Origin of the sequence: Mycobacterium sp. 1164985.4 (assembly GCF_001668575.1) — a bacterium.
Lineage (GTDB): Bacteria > Actinomycetota > Actinomycetes > Mycobacteriales > Mycobacteriaceae > Mycobacterium.
Window position 1 is genome coordinate 1 of record NZ_LZMD01000040.1, and the last position, 17,841, is coordinate 17,841.

Here is a 17,841-nt window from a genome sequence, read left to right on the forward strand (position 1 = left end):
CACCGGCACCTCACACCCCGCGAGCCAGCCAACCCCGGCCCTCGCAACCGAGTAGGAACAAAACCTGGGGTACTTCAGCCAAATTCTTGACTCAAGACACAAATCAGGGCGGGCCGCTGTCGGTTCTTCTGCCCTGACGGTGTCACCCACGCTCCGATGTCGTGACGGCCAGCGCGGCGAGCTGTAGGGCGTGGACGCCGGTGAGGCGACGGTGCATGGCGGTGGCAATCCGGGCGGCTTGAACCTTGGCGTGGTCGGCGACCGGGCCGCGGTACATCTGATCGATGGTCGATGTCCACAGATGAAGCCAGCGCGCGAAATGCGTTGCGTCCAAGGTCGTCTGCCCATGGACATGCCGGTGCGCGTTCAGCGTGTTTCGTCGATACAGCCCGGCTCGAAAGAGCACGGTCTCCCAAAAGTCACACATGACAGGAAGGTGCTCGTGCAGTCCCTGCGCAGCCAGCTCGGCGAACGGCTCGGCGAGCAGCTCGTCGCGGAACGCTTCGGTGTAGAAGCGGACCAACAACGCTTCGACGTCCGCACGGGTGGCGAGATCGCGCGCAAGCGGTTTATCACCCATATCGGACACTCCGCATCGCCGGGCCGGACGCGCCGCGTGCCGCTGCCGCGCGGTTCCGGCGTGAGGTCTCCCAAGTGGCCGTGGGCAATGTACCGTCGCGCAGCGCCGCCCCGATGTTGGTGAGTACGTGCTGCACGACGGCGACGTCGGCGTCGCCGTCGTCGAGGATGTCGGTCATGCCGCGGTGCGCGAGAAAAGCATCCACTCTGCGTTCGATCGGCCAGTCGGCGTAAGTCAGGCCGGTGAACTCCGATCCGAGGAATCCCCAGGCGATGGTGTCGAGGTCGACCTCGGATAACTCGCACGCCCGCGATGTGTGGTCCAGGCGCGCGGTCATGCCGGCTGCTTGGATCTGTCGAACGCCGTACCTGGGATATGCGGCGCATCGGTATGGACGGTGAGCAAGATGACCGAGTCCTGCAGCGCGTCCAGGCAGTGACGGCGAGTCGGCAAGGTGAGCTGGTCACCGACGACACCATCCCAGCGGTCATCGACGGTGCTCAGCCGCACACGCCCCCGTAGCACCTGAAGGGTCGCCTCGGCCGGATCGGCTTCCTGTCGCAACCGGAGGCCTTTGGTCAGCGCGACCACCGTTTGGCGGAGTCCGCGGTCCGGGCCGCCGTGAACCGTATAGGCCGCATGCCCGCCGTACCGACGTGCCCGGCCGAGTTGTTCGTCCGCAAGCACCTGCAACGGAATGGATTTCATGGTGTTCCCGCCTCCTCGACGCGTCACTCCGGGCTAATCACGAGGCCGTTGTCGTCGAGGCCAGGTGCGCCACACACAGATCCGGTTCAGCGAACGGCGTCAGCGCATCGACGGTGATCGGAGCGTCCCAAACCTCCAGCGCGCCTTGCATGAGCCCGAGATGGACCGGGCAGACCACATCGCGGCGGCTGCCCGCCACCTCCAGGAACGGGCAGTTGCGCAACCCGATCTCACCGGGACCCGTTGTAGTCGATCGCTTTTCGGGCGCGAACCCCAACTCGGCAAGCAGATCACTGAGCCGATCGACGGCCTGCCGACGGCTGCGCGCTCTCCCAGGCTCGGCGACGTGATCGGCCCAGGCGCGACCGGCCGCGACGGCACGACGCTCGGGCTGGGCTTGGCGCGCGAGCGCGTCGGCAAGGACGGCGGCCAGCGTTCGGTAATCGCGCGGGCCGCCCGGATCCATGCCCACAACGGCGCGAAACATCAACGGCGGCCGGCCCGGTCCGGTGCGGTCGGCCTCCACGGCGTGCACCCGACCGGACTGGACCAGCGAGTCGAGGTGAAACCGCGCGGTATTGGGGTGAACGTCCAACCGCTCGGCGATTTCGGCGATGCTCAACGCGGCATCTGCGCTTCGTAGCAACTCGAATACGTCCTCGCGGCGGCCGCTCACGGCTGGTCCTGCCGCTCCATTGCGGCCACCAACGGGGCATCGGCGGGCACCGGCCCCAGCTTGGCCGCCCCTCCCGGCGAGCCCAACGGGGCGTCCCGTCCGGGCAGCGTGTCGAAGAAGAACGCGGCGTTGTCGGCGAGGTGTCCGTGTTCGTCGGCGGGCAGGTCGTCTTCGTAGTAGATCGCCTCGACTGGGCATACCGGTTCGCAGGCACCGCAATCCACGCACTCATCCGGATGGATGTACAGCGCCCTGCCGCCCTCGTAAATGCAATCCACCGGGCACTCATCGACGCACGCCCGATCCATGACGTCCACACAATTCTTGCCGATCACGTAGGTCATGCCACCTAGTTTACACAGGTATTACTTGTAAAAACTAGGGGCCTCGTCCCGGGGATCAGTGAGGGACCGCGTCGGCTTCGCGATGACGCCCGATGTGGGATTCGGCGCGCATACGGTCGACCATCCAGGGGTAATGCAGTTCGAACGCCGGGCGCTCCGAGCGGATGCGCGGGATTTCCGTGAAGTTGTGCCGTGGCGGCGGGCAACTGGTGGCCCACTCCAGCGAGTTGCCGAAACCCCAGGGGTCATCGACGGTCACCGGCTCGCCGAATCGCCAGCTTCTCACCACGTTCCACGTGAACACGATCATCGATACACCCAAGATGAACGACCCGATGGACGAGACGACGTTGAGCGTGGTGAAGCCGTCGGACGGCAGGTAGTCGGCGTAACGGCGCGGCATACCCTCATTGCCCAGCCAGTGCTGCACGAGGAACGTGGTGTGGAAGCCGATCAGCGTCAGCCAGAAGTGCAGCTTGCCCAGTCGTTCGTCGAGCAGTCGGCCGGTCATCTTCGGGAACCAGAAGTAGATTCCTGCGAAGGTGGCGAACACGATGGTGCCGAACAGCACGTAGTGGAAATGGGCGACCAAGAAGTAGGTGTCGGTGACGTGGAAGTCGATCGGTGGGCTGGCCAGCATCACCCCGGACAGGCCACCGAGCAGGAAGGTCACCATGAACCCGACCGAAAACAGCATCGGCGTCTCAAAGGTCAACTGGCCCTTCCACATTGTGCCGATCCAGTTGAAGAACTTGATGCCGGTCGGCACCGCGATCATGTAGCTCATGAAGGAGAAGAACGGCAGCAACACCGCGCCCGTCGCGAACATGTGGTGAGCCCAGACCGCCATCGACAATGCGGCGATGCCCATCGTCGCGAAGACCATGTTGTTGTAGCCGAACATGGGCTTGCGGGAGAAGACGGGAACGATCTCGGTGACGATGCCGAAGAACGGCAAGGCCACCACATAGACCTCCGGGTGGCCGAAGAACCAGAACAGGTGCTGCCACAGGATCGCGCCGCCGTTCGCGGCGTCGTAGACGTGAGCGCCCAGGTGCCGGTCGGCAGCCAACCCCATCAACGCGGAGGTCAGCAGCGGGAACACCATCAACACGAGGATGGAGGTGATGAGTATGTTCCAGGTGAAGATCGGCATCCGGAACATCGTCATGCCCGGCGCGCGCATGCACACCACGGTGGTGACCATGTTGACCGCGCCCAGAATCGTGCCCAATCCGCCCACGGCCAGGCCCAAGATCCACAGATCACCGCCGGCTCCCGGGGAGTGGATCGCATCCGAGAGCGGCGTGTAGGCGGTCCAACCGAAATCCGCCGCTCCGGTCGGCGTGATGAATCCCGACAATACGATCAGACCGCCGAACAGAAACAGCCAGTAAGACAACGCATTCAGCCGGGGGAAGGCGACATCGGGTGCGCCGATTTGAAGCGGCAGAACCAAGTTGGCGAAGCCGAACACGATCGGGGTGGCGTAAAACAGCAGCATGATCGTGCCGTGCATGGTGAACAGCTGGTTGTACTGCTCGTTGGAAAGGAATTGCAAACCCGGGCTCGCCAACTCGGCGCGGATCAACAACGCCATCAGGCCGCCCGCGAAGAAGAAGCCGAAACAGGTGACGACATACATGATTCCGATGAGCTTGTGATCGGTGGTCGTCACCAGCCTGTAGACGAGCGTGCCCTTCAGGCCGACGCGGGCTGGGAACGGGCGGCGAGCTTCTACTACCGCGGGCGGCGCTTCGGCGGTCACGGTTTCCTCCTGTCCCCATCGCGGTGGCGATGGTGCGGACCGGCTAGCCCGGCGCTCAGCCGGTCATAGGTGGGCTCGCTTACGAGCGACGGTGCAGAACGCAGTGGCGCGACGGTCTACAGATGACGGAAGGCGCCGCGAAACAGCGTGTTTTGCTGCGCGAGAATGCCTCGCGGCACAAACGCTGCCGTCGGTCGTACGTCGCGGCGCGTTCCGGCGGCGCCGGTCTGAGAGTGTGCTGTGAGCCGGCCCGTGCCGGCGACGTCGGCCCCGCATGCGGAACCTCCCGCTACTTTTTACAATATGATCTTGTGTAAAAGAGTAGCGCAGACGTCGCCGATTTGACACCCCCTGCGACGGATCTTCCTACGGCGTTGCCGCTGTCACATCCCGCCAGCGGCGTTGAGTGGCTTGAGAATTACGGGTGAGGCGCGTCAGGAGTAGAACGAGTCGAGCAGTTCCTGGTTCTTCTCCTCGACGACCGAGCGCTTGACCTTCAGCGACGGGGTGAGCTCACCACCCTCGACGGAGAGCTCGTGGTCGAGCAGTTCCCACTTCTTGATGGTTTCCCACCGGTTCAGCTGCGAGTTGAGCTCGTCGACATAGCCGCCGATCATGTCGCGGACCTCATCCGACTGCACCAGATCCTCGTAGCTCCGGTCGCCGAGGCCGTGCTGTTTGGCCCAGCCCGACAGTTCGTCGGGGTCGAGGGTGATCAGTGCGACGCAGAACTTGCGTGATTCGCCGAAGACCAGGATGTGGCTCGCATACGGGCAGAGCGCCATGAATCGGCCTTCGATCGCGGGCGGCGCCACGTACTTGCCCCCGGATGTCTTGAACAACTCCTTGATTCGCCCTGTGATGGTCAAGAAGCCGTCGTCGTCCAGTTGGCCTCGGTCGCCGGTGCGCAGCCAGCCGTCCTCGGTCATCGACTCGGCTGTCTTGTCGGGCAGGTTGTGGTAGCCGTCCATCACGCATGGCCCCTTGACCTGCACCTCGCCGTCGTCGGCGATACGCACCGACGTGCCGTCGAAAACCTGGCCCACGGTGCCCAGCTTGTAGTTGTCGGGCCGGTTGATGAACGCCCCAGCCGCGGTCTCGGTCAAGCCGTAGCCTTCGAGTATCAGCAGCCCGGCGGCGTGGAACCATTCGGCGATGTCGCGGTTCAGCGGCGCTGAGCCGGAGATGAAGAACTTGATGCGTCCGCCGAAGACCGCTCGCACCTTGCTGAAGACGAGGCGGTCGAACACGCTGTGCGCGGCCTTCAGCGGAAGCGGGACCGACTTGCCGGCGAGCCGGTACTGATCGACCTGACGCCCGACGGCGAAGGCGGCAGCCGACAACTTCTCCTTCACGCCCTCCTGCGATGTGACGACACGTGCGTGGGCCTTCTCGAAGATGCGTGGCGCGGCGCCCATGAACGTCGGCTTCACCTCGGCGAGGTTTGCGACGATCTTGTCGACGCGGCCGTCGATCGCACTGGCGAAGCCGCACGCCAGTTGCGCCGAGATCAGCACCTTGCCGAATGCGTGGGCCAGCGGCAGCCACAACAACTGCAGATCGTCCTCGTGCAGGATGTCGAAGCCGGCGACCGTGGTCCCCTCGTACACCCATGCCGCATGCGACAGTCGCACCCCTTTGGGCTTACCGGTCGTGCCGGAGGTGTAGATCAGCGTCGCGAGTTGGTCGGGCGTGATGGCGTCCGCCGTCGACTCAACGCACGAGGGATGGTCGGACAGGTATGTCTTTCCGAGCTCGGCCAGTTCGGCGAGCGACATGATGAGCTCGCCGTCACCCTCTCCGTCGAAAACGACAACCTTTTCGAGCTTCGGGAGGTCGTCGCGCTTCTCCCGCAACTTCTCGAGCTGCGCCTCATCTTCAGCGAAGACGATTCGAGATTCCGAATCGCTCAAGATGAAGGCCGTGTCGGTGGCGTTGGTCGTGGGGTAGACGGTTGTCGTCGCGGCTCCGGCGCACATGATGGCCAGGTCCGCGAGGATCCATTCGTATCTCGTGCTCGACGCGATTCCGATGCGTTCCTCGGGCTGGATGCCTAGCGCCAACAGTCCGGCGGCCAACGTCTCGACATGGTCGGCGGCTTCCTTCCAGCTGATCGAGACCCACCGGTCGCCGTCGAGTTTGCGGAAGGCCTCCCGTTCGGCGGACTTGCGAACGCGGTCGAAGAACATGGCGGCCACGCTCGCGGGGGACGTGGTCTCCGGTTCGTGTTGGGTGTCTGTCGACATCACGGTCTCCTGCTCAGGCCCTCTTGCGTCGTCGCTATGCGCGGTGCCGTCAGTGTCGCGCCTTTCATACCCAGCGGAGCGCAATATGACGCATTCACTGTTCCCGTCGGGGATCCCCAGTTTCTTTCTTGACCCTCCCCCAGGGGGAGGGTGGACGGTGGTGCAATGACAGTCGACGGCTCGATCACGCGGCATGAACCGCCCGTTTCGGTTACCACCTGCCTCGCCGCCCACCAGGACCGCGGCGCCGCAAACTTGCACTTCCGGCTCAGCGCCCGGCCGGAGATCCAATCATGACGAAGACGTGGTTCATCACAGGTGGCACCCCGGGCGGCTTCGGCATGGCGTTCGCCGACGCCGCACTCGAGATCGGCGACCGCGTCGCACTCACGGCCCGCCGACCGGACGAACTGAGCGAATGGGTGGCGCAGCACGGCGGGAGGGCGCTCGTTCTCCCGCTTGACGTCACCGACGCCAAGAAGGTGGAGGAGTCGGTGCGCGCCGCAGAGCGGACATTCGGTGGCATCGACATCCTGGTCAACAACGCAGGCCGCGGCTGGTACGGGTCGATCGAGGGCATGGACGACGCATCGGTCCGGAAGATGTTCGAGCTCAACTTCTTCGCGGTGCTGTCCGTGATCCGCGCGGCCCTTCCCGGTATGCGGACCAGGGGGAGCGGATGGGTCATCAACATGTCATCGGTCGCCGGACTGAATGGCGTCACCGGATTCGGTCATTACAGCGCCACCAAATTCGCGATCGAGGCCGTCACCGAGGTTCTCCGCGCCGAGGTCGAGCACCTGGGCATCCACGTGATGGCGGTCGAACCCGGAGCCTTCCGAACCCGCGCCTACGCCGGCTTCGCCGACGAACCGATCCAAGAGTCCATCCCCGAGTACCAAGCGGTGCTCGAACGGGTCCGCGCCTCGATGGTTGAACAGGACGGCACGCAGCGCGGTGACCCGCGGCGAGGAGTGCGTGCGGTCATCACCGCCATGGCCGGAAAGCGGCCGCCCCGGAGACTCGTTCTCGGCAGCGACGGCTACGACACCGTGGTCACCGCGCTCGAAGATTCGCTCACCGAGATCCGCGCTTACGAAAAGCTCTCCCGCGGAGCGGATTTTCCGCCGGGCGAGTAGGAGTCAGGCCGTCGGGTCGAGGTCTCGGTCACCGCCCGGCGTCACCCGAAACACCGGCCACCCGATCTCCGTCCGCCACCGCGTCGGGTCCGCCGTGTCGCGAGGACCCGCCACGTAGGTTTCGTGGACCGGTCCGTCGACGGTGAGCGCATTCTCCATCACCCACGCCCCGAGACGACCATAGGTGACGTCGAGATCGTCGTGCGGACCTTCATGGACGGTAATCGCGATAACGGCCGCCGGAAGGTCGATGGCCTCGATGCGGCCCGATGCCCGTGGGGAGCAGACCGGCCGGAAGACGGTCATCGACCCGACCCCTTGGGTGAACAGTTCGTTGGCGTAACGCCCGCCGGGCGGCCCGGTGCGCTCGGCTTCGGGAAACGCTCTGTCCAGCTCGGCCATCGCATCGTCGTACCACGCGAGCGAATCGTCGAGGCGGACAAGGCCGGTGATCGCGGCGACCCGGAAGGCGGGAACGGACCGCAGTTCGACGTCCAGATCCGTCGGTTCGGGGCCCAACAGACGGCGTAGGGATGTTATGGCGGCGCGCGTCCGGCTCAACTCGGCCTCGAGCCGTCGCACATGACCGACGATCACCTCGGCACGCTGCTGCGGATCTTCGGTGTCGAGGATGGCCCGGACCTCGGCGAGAGGCACATCGAGCTGGCGAAGACGATGGATCACCTGCGCGGTCGGGATCTGTTCGATGGAGTAGTACCGGTACCCGGTGAACGGATCGACGGTAGCGGGCTCGAGCAGTTTCGTCTCGTGGTAGCGGCGCAGCGTCCTCACGCTCAAGTGCGTCACCGTCGCGAACTCCCCGATGGTCAAACCCGACCTCATGCGGCAAGTCTGCCTTCCGGGCGTCTATCCTGCGCCCATGGGTAGCTCGCGAGTATCCGGCGGCGTCGTGCACAAACTGCCGACCGATCTGCGTAAGGCGTTGCTCGCCAACGACACCGCGCTTGCCGCCTGGAACGACATCACGCCGCTGGCGCGCAACGAGTTCATCTGCTGGGTCGAAGACGCCAAGCAGGAGAAGACGCGCGAACGGCGGATCCGGCGGACGCAGGAGGAACTCGAAGAAGGTAAGCGCCGTCCCTGCTGCTGGCCCGGATGTCAGCACCGCGAGCGAAACGGCAGGTAATCACTGCTCATAGGCGGGGGCGCTCTGCAGTTCCGGCGCCGCCGCGGCGAGGAGCGCCGAGCGGTCGCCGGTCAGCGGGGGATAGATCCGCTCGCCGTTGATGATCCGCTTCGTCGCCTTGGCCGCCCCACCGGTGCTGACGACGTGGCGATCCCAGCCCTCGGTGTAGACGGCGCCGGCCGGACCCAGGTCGAGCACCGTGACGTACCACGGAATACGGAGCGTCAGCATGGGCAGGCCCAGAAGATCGCCGATCACGTTGTAGCCCGCGTAGCGACCCATCGGCCGGCCGTGCTGACACGACATCACCGACATGTGTTCGTCGTCCATCCGCGCCGCGGCCACGTCACCCGCGGCGAACACGCCGGTCACGCCCTCGACCCGCAGATGATCATCGACCGGTACGCGACCCAGCGGGTCCACCGGTACGCCCAGTCGACTCGTCAGCGGATGGGCGCGCATACCGGCACACCAGACGACGGTGGCCGTATCGATGACCTCACCCGTCGACAGCGCGACGCAGCGTTCGCCGACCGCGGTGACGCCCACGCCAGTGATCGCCTCGACACCGTTGTCGCGCAGCGCTTTCTCGATGACCGGGCGCGCCGACTCGCCCATGTCGGAGCCGACGTGCGCGTTCCGGTCGACGAGCACCACGCGCGGCGTCACCCCGAGTGCATCCATCAACCTCGCGGGCAACTCGCTGGCCGTCTCGATGCCCGTGAGGCCTGCACCGACGACGACAACTGTCGCCGACGCCGGATCGTTGCGCTGCAGCGAGCGAAGGTGCTCCTGCAGACGCACCGCCCCGTCGTAGGTGTCGACGTCGAACCCGAACTCCGCCAGACCCGGAATATCGGGTCTGGCGACGCGGCTGCCCACCGCCAGCACGAGGCGGTCGTAGCCCATCGTCCCTCCGTCGGCGGTGTTGATTTTCGCTGCAGCGGAGTCGATTTCGACCACGTCCGCAGTGATATGACCTACACCGACCGGATCGAGCAACTGTGACAGCGGGATTCGGCACGGACGCAGGTCCGGCTCGTAATTGCGCACCCGGATGTCGTGATACGGCTTGGAGCTAACGACGGTGACGTCGACGGTGTCGAGGCCGAGATCGTCGAGGCGGCGCGCGGCGCCAAGCGCGGCCCACAGTCCGGCGAACCCGGACCCGGCCACGAGAACGCGCGCTGACGCCGGCACCGTCCCATCGTCGTGCGGTGTGGGGGGCGCGGGCAAGCACCACGCCGCTGAATTAATCGCTTAATTTAACTCCCGAGTGGGGCTACTAAGTCGGTGATCACCGCCGGGCCTCGCAGTGGACGAGGTCAGATGGCACCTGCGAGGTGCTCGACGCCAGGGACGACCACGGTTTGCGCCGAAGGCGCGGATGACGTTCAGGACGCTGACCGACTGGCGATGGGATGGCAGGCAGGGGTGGGGGCGAGGACCAGGAGTTCTTCGCCCGTGAGTAGGTCCGAACGCTGATCCGTTGAGAATCAGCCGCCGCGGGTCTGCCACACGTTCAAAACATTGGTCAACATCTGCAACGGTGCGCGGAGACCTTCGTCGGTTTTGATGCGCGGATCGGTGCGTGTGGTGTGCGGGCCGGCATCGGGCAGGCGCTTGCGGATCAGCGCCGGCACGTCGAGCAGCCACGTGGCGCCCATCAGCGTCGCGTACAGGACCAGGTGACGCTCGACTGTGGCCGGGTCAAGCGCCGGGCCGCCGGTTGCGAGCACCTCCTTGCAGAACATCTCGAGCAGCTCGTCGAGATGGTCGTCCCACAACGAGGTTTCGGCCCCGGACAGTGAACCCCACACCGCCATCGCCACATTCATCCGGCTGACGCAGCCCCAGTCCATCAGGCCGCAGCACAGCTCGTCGTCATCGCCGCGCCAGAACCAGGCGTTGTCGACGTTGGCATTCCAGTGGCACAACGCCAGATAGTCGGCGTCGGCGCTCAGGAGCTCGAACACCTCCGCTTCGCGCCGAATCAGCTCCGGGATATCGGCGACGAGCCTCGACAGGAACGACGACGACCGTATGTTCGCAGGGAACAAGCCCTCATGAGCTTCGACGAACTCGACCAGCCGGCGTAGTCGGCGCTCGAGTTGGTCGGCGCTGTATGTCGGCGGTTGGCCCACCGTCGCCGCCCGCAGATCGACCGCGAACGGGGCGAGAAGTTCGCCGGGCAGCCGACCCGACCGCTCGGTTCCCGCCAAGCGCGCGACCGCGGTCAGCAGCGCCCGGTAATGCCCTGCCGGATCGGTCATCTCGTAATCCAGGCACTTGTGGTGCTGCGGTTCGATGCCTCCTGTCCCGAATACGATCCGCTCGCTGATCATCAACCCGGTTCCGGTTTCGCTGTGGAAGTCGGCGAACAGGGTGGCCGGCACGGCGATGGGAAAGCCCGGCGCACGGGTGAGCGCGGCGAATCGGGTCTCGGGCTCCATCTGGGTGCGCCCGATATCGCGCACCGGATTGTCGAAGTCACGCGAGAACTTCACGAACAGGTCGGTGCGCGAGTGAGGATGGCGACGCGAATAGCGCACAGTCAGCGCGGCCTTGCGCCCCGTGCTGCCGCCGGAGACCTCATCGAAGCGATCGATCGCGACCACCTCGTCGTTGGCCGACAGCGTGCCGTAGGCGCGCAACGCGTCGGTGAGGAAACCGGTCCCGGCCCTGCGGAGCGCGTCGGGGTGGGCGGGGAACGCGAGGCCGGTCGCGTCGCCGCGCACCCAGTCGATCTTCACCATGTCTGTTCCGCTGCGCGCACAAGGATCTCGTTTACCGCGACGCGCCGGTCGCGTGTCACCATGTACGCAACCGCGTCGGCGATGTCCTCGGGTGTCAGTTTGACCATTCCCGCCGTCCTGGCTTTCTGAGCGGTAAGCGCCTGCGGGTCAAGGTGATCGAAGATCTCGGTCTCGACCGTGCCCGGCTCGACGATTCCGACGCGCACCCGCTTGCCGATGAGTTCCTGACGGATGCCCTCACTGAACGCGTTGACGCCGAACTTCGTGAGCGAATAGACGGCGGTCCCTGGCCTGGCGACCCGCCCGCCGGTCGAGCTGATCGTGACCACGTCGGCGACGCCGCGCGGGGAGTCTTCGGCCGCGGCGATCAGATGGGGGAGGGACGCACGCGTGGCGTACAGCACGCCGTGGATGTTGACGGAAACCAAAGCCTCCCAGTCGGACAGGGGCGCTTCGGCGGCGTCACCCATTCGCAACAGGCCGGCGTTGTTGACCAGCGTGTCGATGCGGCCCCACTCGCCGACGGTCGTCGCCGCCGCGATCGCCACCTGTTCGGCGTCGGTGACATCGGCGGGCACGGCCATTGCCCTACCGCCGGCCGCCGCTATCTCGTCGGCGAGCGCGTTCAGCCGGTCGCGACGCCGCGCCACCAAAGCAATCGATGCGCCCTCGGCGGCCAGCGCGCGGGCGGTCGCCGCGCCGATCCCGCTGCTGGCGCCGGTCACCAGCGCCACCGTCCCGGTCAACACGGTCACGTGTTTTTGACTCCCGCCTGCCCGAGGATGTCGCCGAGCACATAGTCGTTGTGTTCTCCGAGGTCCGGAGCGCCGCGCTCGATCCGGGCGCCCCGGGTCATCGACCACGACGGCCCCAGCACCGGTCGCTGTCCCTCGACCCGGTCCGACACGAAACGATACGTGCCGCGTTCCCAGAGCAATTCATCGCCGATCACGTCGGTGGCGGTCGCACTCTTGGCCGCGCCGACGCCGACCGACCGCAGCCGGTGCGCCAGGCCGGAAGCGTCGTGGTGGCGGGTCAAGGTGGTCAGTTCGGCATCGAGGGCCGCCTCATCGCGGCGGCGCGCATCCGTCGTCGGATATCGGTCAGCGAGGTACTCCGCATCGAATACCTCGCACATGCCTTGCCAGGCACCGTCGTTCGCCACGGCGATCGCAATCCACTCGCCGCCCGCACACCGGTAGCAACCGTGCGGCGCCATGTCGGGATGGCGGTTGCCGTCCGGCCCGAGCAGCCGACCGGTCAGGTTCTGCTCGAAGAGGCAGTCGCCGACCATCGACGAGAGCACCTCGACGGCGGAGACGTCGACGAACTGGCCCTGGCCGGTCCGTTCCCGGTGCAGCAGCGCCGCGACGGCGGCCAATGCTGCGGCGGCACCCACTGTGGAGTCGCCGTATCGCATACTCGCGCCGAGGGGAGGCCCGTCCGGATAGCCGACCAACGCGGCGAGGCCCGCAAGCGCGGCGAAACTCGGTGCATAGCCGGTCTGGTGGCCCAGCGGTCCGTCATTGCCCCACATCTTGATGGACACCGAGATGATGTCGGTCTTGAGTGCGGTCAGTTCCCGGTAGCCGAGACCCTGCCGTTCCATGGCGCCGGGTCGCAAGTTGTTGAGCACGATATCGCTGCGGGAGATCAACGCCCGCAGGTCATCCCGGTCTCGCGCTGTCTTGATGTCGATGTCGACGCTGAGGACCTCGGGGTTGATGCTCAGGAAGTACGGAGCGTGATTGATGTCGGTGCCGCCGTAGGCGCGCATCTCCTCAGGGGTCGCCGAGCACTCGACCTTGATGACCTCTGCGCCGAGGAAGGCGAGCAGCTTGCCGGCATACGGTCCGGCCCACACTTTGGTCAGTTCGACGATCCGCACACCCTGCAACGGGCCACCCCGCGGGTCTCGCGGGGCTTTGAGTTGTGGGTGCTTGACCGCGGGAGCCGTACGCGGGCTGAAGAGTTCGGCCCGCACCTCGTCGGTGTGCTGACCGAGGCTCGGTGCGGGACGTTTGATCTCGGTCGGCGACGCGCTGAACCGGTAGCCGGCGGTGGGATAGGCGGCGGTGCCGAGCTCAGGGTCGGTGACGTCCCGAAAAAACCCACGGTGTCGGTACTGAGGTGAACGCATGAGTTCGGCGGCACCGTTGACCGGTACCAGGGGAACGCCGAGTCGCTGCGCCTCTTCCGCGGTGACGTCGCCCGGCCTGTCCCGCATCCAGTCGGCGAAGCCGCGACGGAAATCGGCGACGCGCCGCGGCGTGACACCGAATTCCAGCCAGTCGTCGTCGAATTCGTCGAGCCACCCCGGCGCGCCCATCAGTGATTTGAGGCCCAGCCAATGGGCGCGACTGGTCATGTAGAGATAGACGAACCCATCGCGACTCGCGAAGAAGGACGCGGGTCCCGCCTGGTCATAATCGTCGCGGCGATCCTGCGGGGCAATCTCACCGGTGACGAACCGGCCGAGGATGCAATCGGCTCGCGAAGCCAGAACCGCCTGCTGTGACACGTCGATGTACTCGCCTCGGCCGCTGTGCATCCGGTCGAACAGCGCCGACGCCACGCACAGGGCCGCATCGAGGGCGGCCTCGTAATCGGCGAGGAATCGGCCCGGTCCCTTCAGTGGCGGCCGGTCCGCATCGGCGTGGCTGGGGTTGTGGTATCCCCACCCGCTAGCGTGAAAGACGTTGAGGCTCTGGGCATTGTCGAACTCCTGCGGCGCTGCCCGCCCGTACGGCGTGACGGTGCAGAACACCACGTGGGGGTGCCGCCGAGCGACCTCTTCCGGGCTCAACCCCTGCTCGACGGCCCACGCCGCGCCGTGGTCGTCGATCACCGCGTCGGCGGTGGCGATCAGCTCATGCGTCGCGGCGGTGTCGAATTCGACGGAACGCTTGTTGGTGTTGAGGTACGCGAAGAGCCCGCTGCGCTCATGTCCGTCGTCGCCTCCGACCAGGGGGGCCAGCGCCCGGGTGGGGCTTCCCCACCCGGGCCGCTCGACCTTGATGACGTCGGCGCCCAGATCGGCGAGCAGCTTGCCGCAGTACTCGCCGGTGACCCGCTCGGCCACCTCGATGATCCGGAAGCCGGTCAGCGCCGACACGGTGTCAGGGCTTGTTGCGTCCCGACCGGCTCAGCCGCCACTCCGGGGGGAAGTTCATATCGTTGTCCTTGACCACGTTGTTGAGCCCCTTCTCGAAGGTGCCCTCGGTGAGGTCGACGTCGTTCTGCTGGTCGTTCTGGATCATCGGCAGCATTCCTTCGACCATGCCGGTCAACAGGCTCCCGAAGTACTCGCCCTTGTGCTGCTTGTACAGCTCGAGGAACGTCTTCTGCACCGCGACGGTGTCGGTCGGGCGGGATTTCGAGCAGGCCAGCGCATACTTCTCGGTCTCGGCTTCCAGCTGGTCCCTGGGCACCACGCTGTTCAGGAAGCCACACTCGTACATCTCCTTGGCGCTGAACGGCCTTCCGGTGAACAACATCTCGGAGAATTTGCGCAGCCCCATCGTCTCGGCCCACCACCACAGCCGCGGACCCCAGCCGACGTAGCGGAACGCCGGATGGCCGAAAAGCGCGTCCTCGGAGGAGATCACCAGGTCCGCATCACCGGCCTGATAGAAATGCCAGCCGTAGCAGTACCCCTTCGCCTCGATGATGCTGATCTTGCGGAGCTCCTGCAGCGGCCGGTTACCGGCCCGCGCCTTGGCGTAGAAGTCGGTCACCGTCGAGAGGTAGCGATACGAGCCACCCGGCGGGTACTTGACGTCATCGTCGTTGATCGCGAGTTCGTGCAGCAGCGGCATGCCCGGGTTCTCCAGCATGCCGCGTTGCTCGGGAAGGTCGCCGCCGCTGCCGAAATCCTCGCCCTCGCCACGGATCACGACGACCTTGACGTCGTCGTCGACGTTGCATTTGTGGATCAGGTCGGCGTAGAGCTGGCGCATGCCCATCGTCGTCGAGTTCTGGGCCTCCGGGCGGGCGAACGTGATGTAGGCGATCCGGTTCTTTCTGTCCTTCTCAAACCGGATGTGCTGCTCGGCTTCCCGTTTCATCTCTTCGTAGTCGAACTCTGGCATGTGCGCTTCCTCCAATTTGTCGTACTTCAGTACGCGGCCCGGCAGCCGGGCAGCTGAACGCCTCCGACGCAGAAGCGTCAGGGGCGAAGACTCTGTGCTTGTCGTATGACTCGTCGCTCAGTCCACCACGGCAGGCATCGACTCCCATCCACGCACGGTGGACGTCGGGCTGAGCTCGGCATCGGTGAGGTCGACGCGCCAGTCCGGGAACCGGTCGAGAATCTCGTCCAGGGCGATGCGTCCCTCCAGTCGTGCAAGCGCCCTGCCGAGGCAGAAGTGCGTGCCCACCCCGAAGCCGAGATGCTGGCGCGGCGGGCGGTGGATGTCGAACCGCTCGCTGTCGGGCCCGAACCGCCGCGGGTCACGGTTGGCCGCGCCGACGAGCATCATCATCGCGCTGCCCTGCTTGGCGTCGCTGTCCCGGCTGTCTCGCACGCCTTCGTCAGCGCTCACCGTCATCGCGTTCCGCCTTTCACCGGACCTCATTCCAAAGCGGTGACGCCCCGCGCCACCGACTCGTGGACAGTCTGTCAGCGGCCGCTCGAGTCGGGGCTGTTTAGACCTTTCGCTTAAAACCAGGCCACGTGGCCTCCGGTGAAACCGAATCCCGGCTACAAATCGGGCTACCAAGATCGGCGGCCCGCGGTTTTGTTTCGGGGTTGAGGAGACAGCATTCGCGGCCGGCCTCACGGTCAGGCATCGAGGCTTCATCGCGGCGTGGTGACCGACGCCTACCTGCCGCGATGGTGTCGTGAATAGCGTCGGCTAGCACCTGCCGGCGCCACCCGGGAATCGACAATTGCAACTGATCTTGGCGCGATTGATCTTGGCGCACCATTCATAAGATTCTCCATTGGCAAAGATTTGCCGTGAGTTGTCTGCGAAGGTGACCAATAGGTCTGTATTGCCGGGGCGTTTTTATGTAACAATCTCCTATCGAACCCTCTGCACGAGGGTTCTCTTTTGGACGGAGGCGATCATTCCCACGTCACCTTTGCGCATCTCGGCGGGTGTCTGTGTACTCGCTGCCGGCTTGCTGCTCGGCGCCGGCGGTGCCATCGCCAGCGCCGACGAATCCGGCTCCGGCGCAACTGGCGGCTCGACAGGGACCAGCCAGAGCTCCGGCACCACGACGGGTGCCGAGTCCTCCGGCGCGACCTCTTCCGTGACCACGGGAAGCTCGACCAGCACTCAGCCGAAACTCGATCGGCGCTTCCGTCTCCGTCTCCCGGACTTCTCCCGGTTCTCCCCATCGCGGCAGGGCAGCGGATTCACTCGGCCGACGACCATCCTCCGGGGCGGCGTCGACAGGGACGCCAAGAAGGACGCTACGACCGACGAAGCGAAGCCCACGGAAACCCCGCCCGCCGAATCCGAGGGCACGTCCGGCGCGGAGCAGCAGGGCGCGCACGCCGGCGTTCAGACGCTGACCACCGAAGACCAGACGGCCGGCACCCATGAACTGTCGACCGAAACCGGCACCGAGGACTCGGTCTCGACGGTGCCCGCCGACGGCTCCGGGCCTCAGGCCAATCCGAACTCCGGAATTGGCTCGGCGGCTTCGCAGACCGACATGACGACCGGCGCCGAGCCCGTGGCACCCGACGCCAAGAGTGCGGGCCCGCTGACCAACGCGTCCGTCAGGATCAACGGCGCGATGACGACGTGGTCGCAGTCCCTCGCCGGGCTGCAGACGTCGACCACCCCGGTACGGGACGCCATGACGTCGCTGCAGACCATGCTTTCGACGGTGGTGGGCGCGGTCAGCCGGGTTCCGTCGGACTTCTACGCCATGCTCGGCATCCCGGTGTCGTCCAATCCGCCCCAGTCCCTGATCGGAGGGAGCGGCACGCTCGACGTCCGGAAGGTGAACGCGCCGACCGGCGGCCCCTTCATCGCACTTCATGCCGTCGAAGCGCCACACGTGATGTCTCCCGCCGACGGCTCGCTCTTCGGCACCATGGCCCCGAGCGCGGCGCCCGGAAAGGTCATCCCCTCCGGCACCGTCCAACCGCTGTCGATTTCCGGAACGGTGCCGCTGGCACCTGCTGCCGCCCCGGCCAGCGCACGGTCGATCTTCGAGCACGTCATCGAGGCGGTTCTCGTTCCGGCATCGCTGACCGCGTTGGCGGCCATCGCGTTGCCGGGCGTCGGCGCCCTTCTCGTCGTCGCCGCGGCGGGTGTCCGGGTCGGCTACCGTCAGGCGAAAGCCGGTGTGGCCCTGCGGGCCTCGGGTATCGCGCGGTTCGCCGGATCCGGTCCGTTGGGCGTCGTCCGCTCGGGATCCATGGTCGCACTGCGTCAGCGCGCCCGCGGGCCGCGCACCAAACGCGCGGTGTGTCCGGAAGCCGAGCGCGCGGCGCGCAGCGTCGAACACGTCGCCTAG

At 66.1% G+C, this 17,841-nt stretch carries 16 protein-coding genes and 1 pseudogene; 3 read left to right on the forward strand and 14 right to left on the reverse strand.

All coding sequences use genetic code 11. The annotated features are described in order from the left end of the window. Nucleotides 1-142: 142 nt before the first annotated feature. From A5650_RS05535 to A5650_RS05565, 7 genes are all read right to left on the reverse strand, one after another. Nucleotides 143-580 (reverse strand): group III truncated hemoglobin, encoded by a 438-nt coding sequence (locus A5650_RS05535; protein ID WP_067287252.1) that lies wholly within the window; start codon nt 578-580, stop codon nt 143-145. Further along, a complete protein-coding gene (locus tag A5650_RS05540) occupies nt 573-917 on the reverse strand; it encodes a hypothetical protein (protein ID WP_067287256.1) in 345 nt (114 codons plus the stop codon). The genes A5650_RS05535 and A5650_RS05540 overlap by 8 nt, the downstream gene beginning before the upstream one ends. Next, nucleotides 914-1,288 carry a cupin domain-containing protein gene (locus A5650_RS05545; RefSeq protein ID WP_067287259.1) on the reverse strand — a complete coding sequence of 125 codons (375 nt, stop codon included), beginning with the start codon at nt 1,286-1,288 and terminating at the stop codon, nt 914-916. The genes A5650_RS05540 and A5650_RS05545 overlap by 4 nt, the downstream gene beginning before the upstream one ends. A 37-nt stretch (nt 1,289-1,325) precedes the next feature. Then, nucleotides 1,326-1,964 carry a helix-turn-helix transcriptional regulator gene (locus A5650_RS05550; RefSeq protein ID WP_067287262.1) on the reverse strand — a complete coding sequence of 213 codons (639 nt, stop codon included), beginning with the start codon at nt 1,962-1,964 and terminating at the stop codon, nt 1,326-1,328. Further along, nucleotides 1,961-2,308: a ferredoxin gene (gene fdxA / locus A5650_RS27280; protein ID WP_067092392.1), complete on the reverse strand. Its 348-nt coding sequence runs from the start codon at nt 2,306-2,308 to the stop codon at nt 1,961-1,963. The genes A5650_RS05550 and fdxA overlap by 4 nt, the downstream gene beginning before the upstream one ends. Nucleotides 2,309-2,363: 55 nt before the next feature. After that, nucleotides 2,364-4,076, reverse strand: a complete 1,713-nt coding sequence (ctaD, locus tag A5650_RS05560; RefSeq protein ID WP_067287264.1) for an aa3-type cytochrome oxidase subunit I — start codon at nt 4,074-4,076, stop codon at nt 2,364-2,366. 434 nt (nt 4,077-4,510) lie between these two features. Beyond that, a complete protein-coding gene (locus tag A5650_RS05565; RefSeq protein ID WP_067287267.1) occupies nt 4,511-6,322 on the reverse strand; it encodes an AMP-dependent synthetase/ligase in 1,812 nt (603 codons plus the stop codon). A 293-nt stretch (nt 6,323-6,615) separates the two neighbouring features. On the opposite strand from A5650_RS05565, the gene A5650_RS05570 reads away from it, so the two are divergent. Continuing rightward, on the forward strand, nt 6,616-7,461 hold the full coding sequence (locus tag A5650_RS05570; RefSeq protein ID WP_067287279.1) for an SDR family NAD(P)-dependent oxidoreductase: 846 nt from the start codon (nt 6,616-6,618) through the stop codon (nt 7,459-7,461). A gap of 3 nt (nt 7,462-7,464) precedes the next feature. Here A5650_RS05570 and A5650_RS05575 read toward each other — a convergent pair whose 3' ends face one another. Next, nucleotides 7,465-8,304 carry a MerR family transcriptional regulator gene (locus A5650_RS05575; protein WP_067287282.1) on the reverse strand — a complete coding sequence of 280 codons (840 nt, stop codon included), beginning with the start codon at nt 8,302-8,304 and terminating at the stop codon, nt 7,465-7,467. A gap of 37 nt (nt 8,305-8,341) precedes the next feature. On the opposite strand from A5650_RS05575, the gene A5650_RS05580 reads away from it, so the two are divergent. Further along, entirely contained in the window at nt 8,342-8,608 is a 267-nt protein-coding gene (locus A5650_RS05580) for a YdeI/OmpD-associated family protein (RefSeq protein WP_067287285.1), read from the forward strand. On the opposite strand, the gene A5650_RS05585 is transcribed toward A5650_RS05580, so the two are convergent. The 6 genes and pseudogenes from A5650_RS05585 to A5650_RS05610 form a co-directional block, all read right to left on the reverse strand. After that, nucleotides 8,609-9,808 (reverse strand): NAD(P)/FAD-dependent oxidoreductase, encoded by a 1,200-nt coding sequence (locus A5650_RS05585; protein ID WP_156744020.1) that lies wholly within the window; start codon nt 9,806-9,808, stop codon nt 8,609-8,611. Between the two features lie 296 nt (nt 9,809-10,104). After that, nucleotides 10,105-11,364 carry a hypothetical protein gene (locus A5650_RS05590; RefSeq protein WP_067287292.1) on the reverse strand — a complete coding sequence of 420 codons (1,260 nt, stop codon included), beginning with the start codon at nt 11,362-11,364 and terminating at the stop codon, nt 10,105-10,107. Then, nucleotides 11,358-12,119, reverse strand: coding sequence for an SDR family NAD(P)-dependent oxidoreductase (locus A5650_RS05595; protein WP_067287295.1), 762 nt, complete (start codon nt 12,117-12,119; stop codon nt 11,358-11,360). The genes A5650_RS05590 and A5650_RS05595 overlap by 7 nt, the downstream gene beginning before the upstream one ends. After that, a complete protein-coding gene (locus tag A5650_RS05600) occupies nt 12,116-14,479 on the reverse strand; it encodes a CaiB/BaiF CoA transferase family protein (RefSeq protein WP_067287298.1) in 2,364 nt (787 codons plus the stop codon). Before A5650_RS05600 ends, A5650_RS05595 begins: the two co-directional genes overlap by 4 nt. A gap of 4 nt (nt 14,480-14,483) precedes the next feature. Beyond that, nucleotides 14,484-15,455 carry an enoyl-CoA hydratase/isomerase family protein gene (locus A5650_RS05605; RefSeq protein ID WP_067287300.1) on the reverse strand — a complete coding sequence of 324 codons (972 nt, stop codon included), beginning with the start codon at nt 15,453-15,455 and terminating at the stop codon, nt 14,484-14,486. Nucleotides 15,456-15,572: 117 nt separating this feature from the next. Beyond that, nucleotides 15,573-15,860 (reverse strand): annotated as a pseudogene (locus A5650_RS05610) (cytochrome P450); the annotation flags it as partial. A 760-nt stretch (nt 15,861-16,620) separates the two neighbouring features. Between A5650_RS05610 and A5650_RS05615 the strand changes: the two are divergent. Next, on the forward strand, nt 16,621-17,841 hold the full coding sequence (locus A5650_RS05615; protein WP_197501795.1) for a hypothetical protein: 1,221 nt from the start codon (nt 16,621-16,623) through the stop codon (nt 17,839-17,841).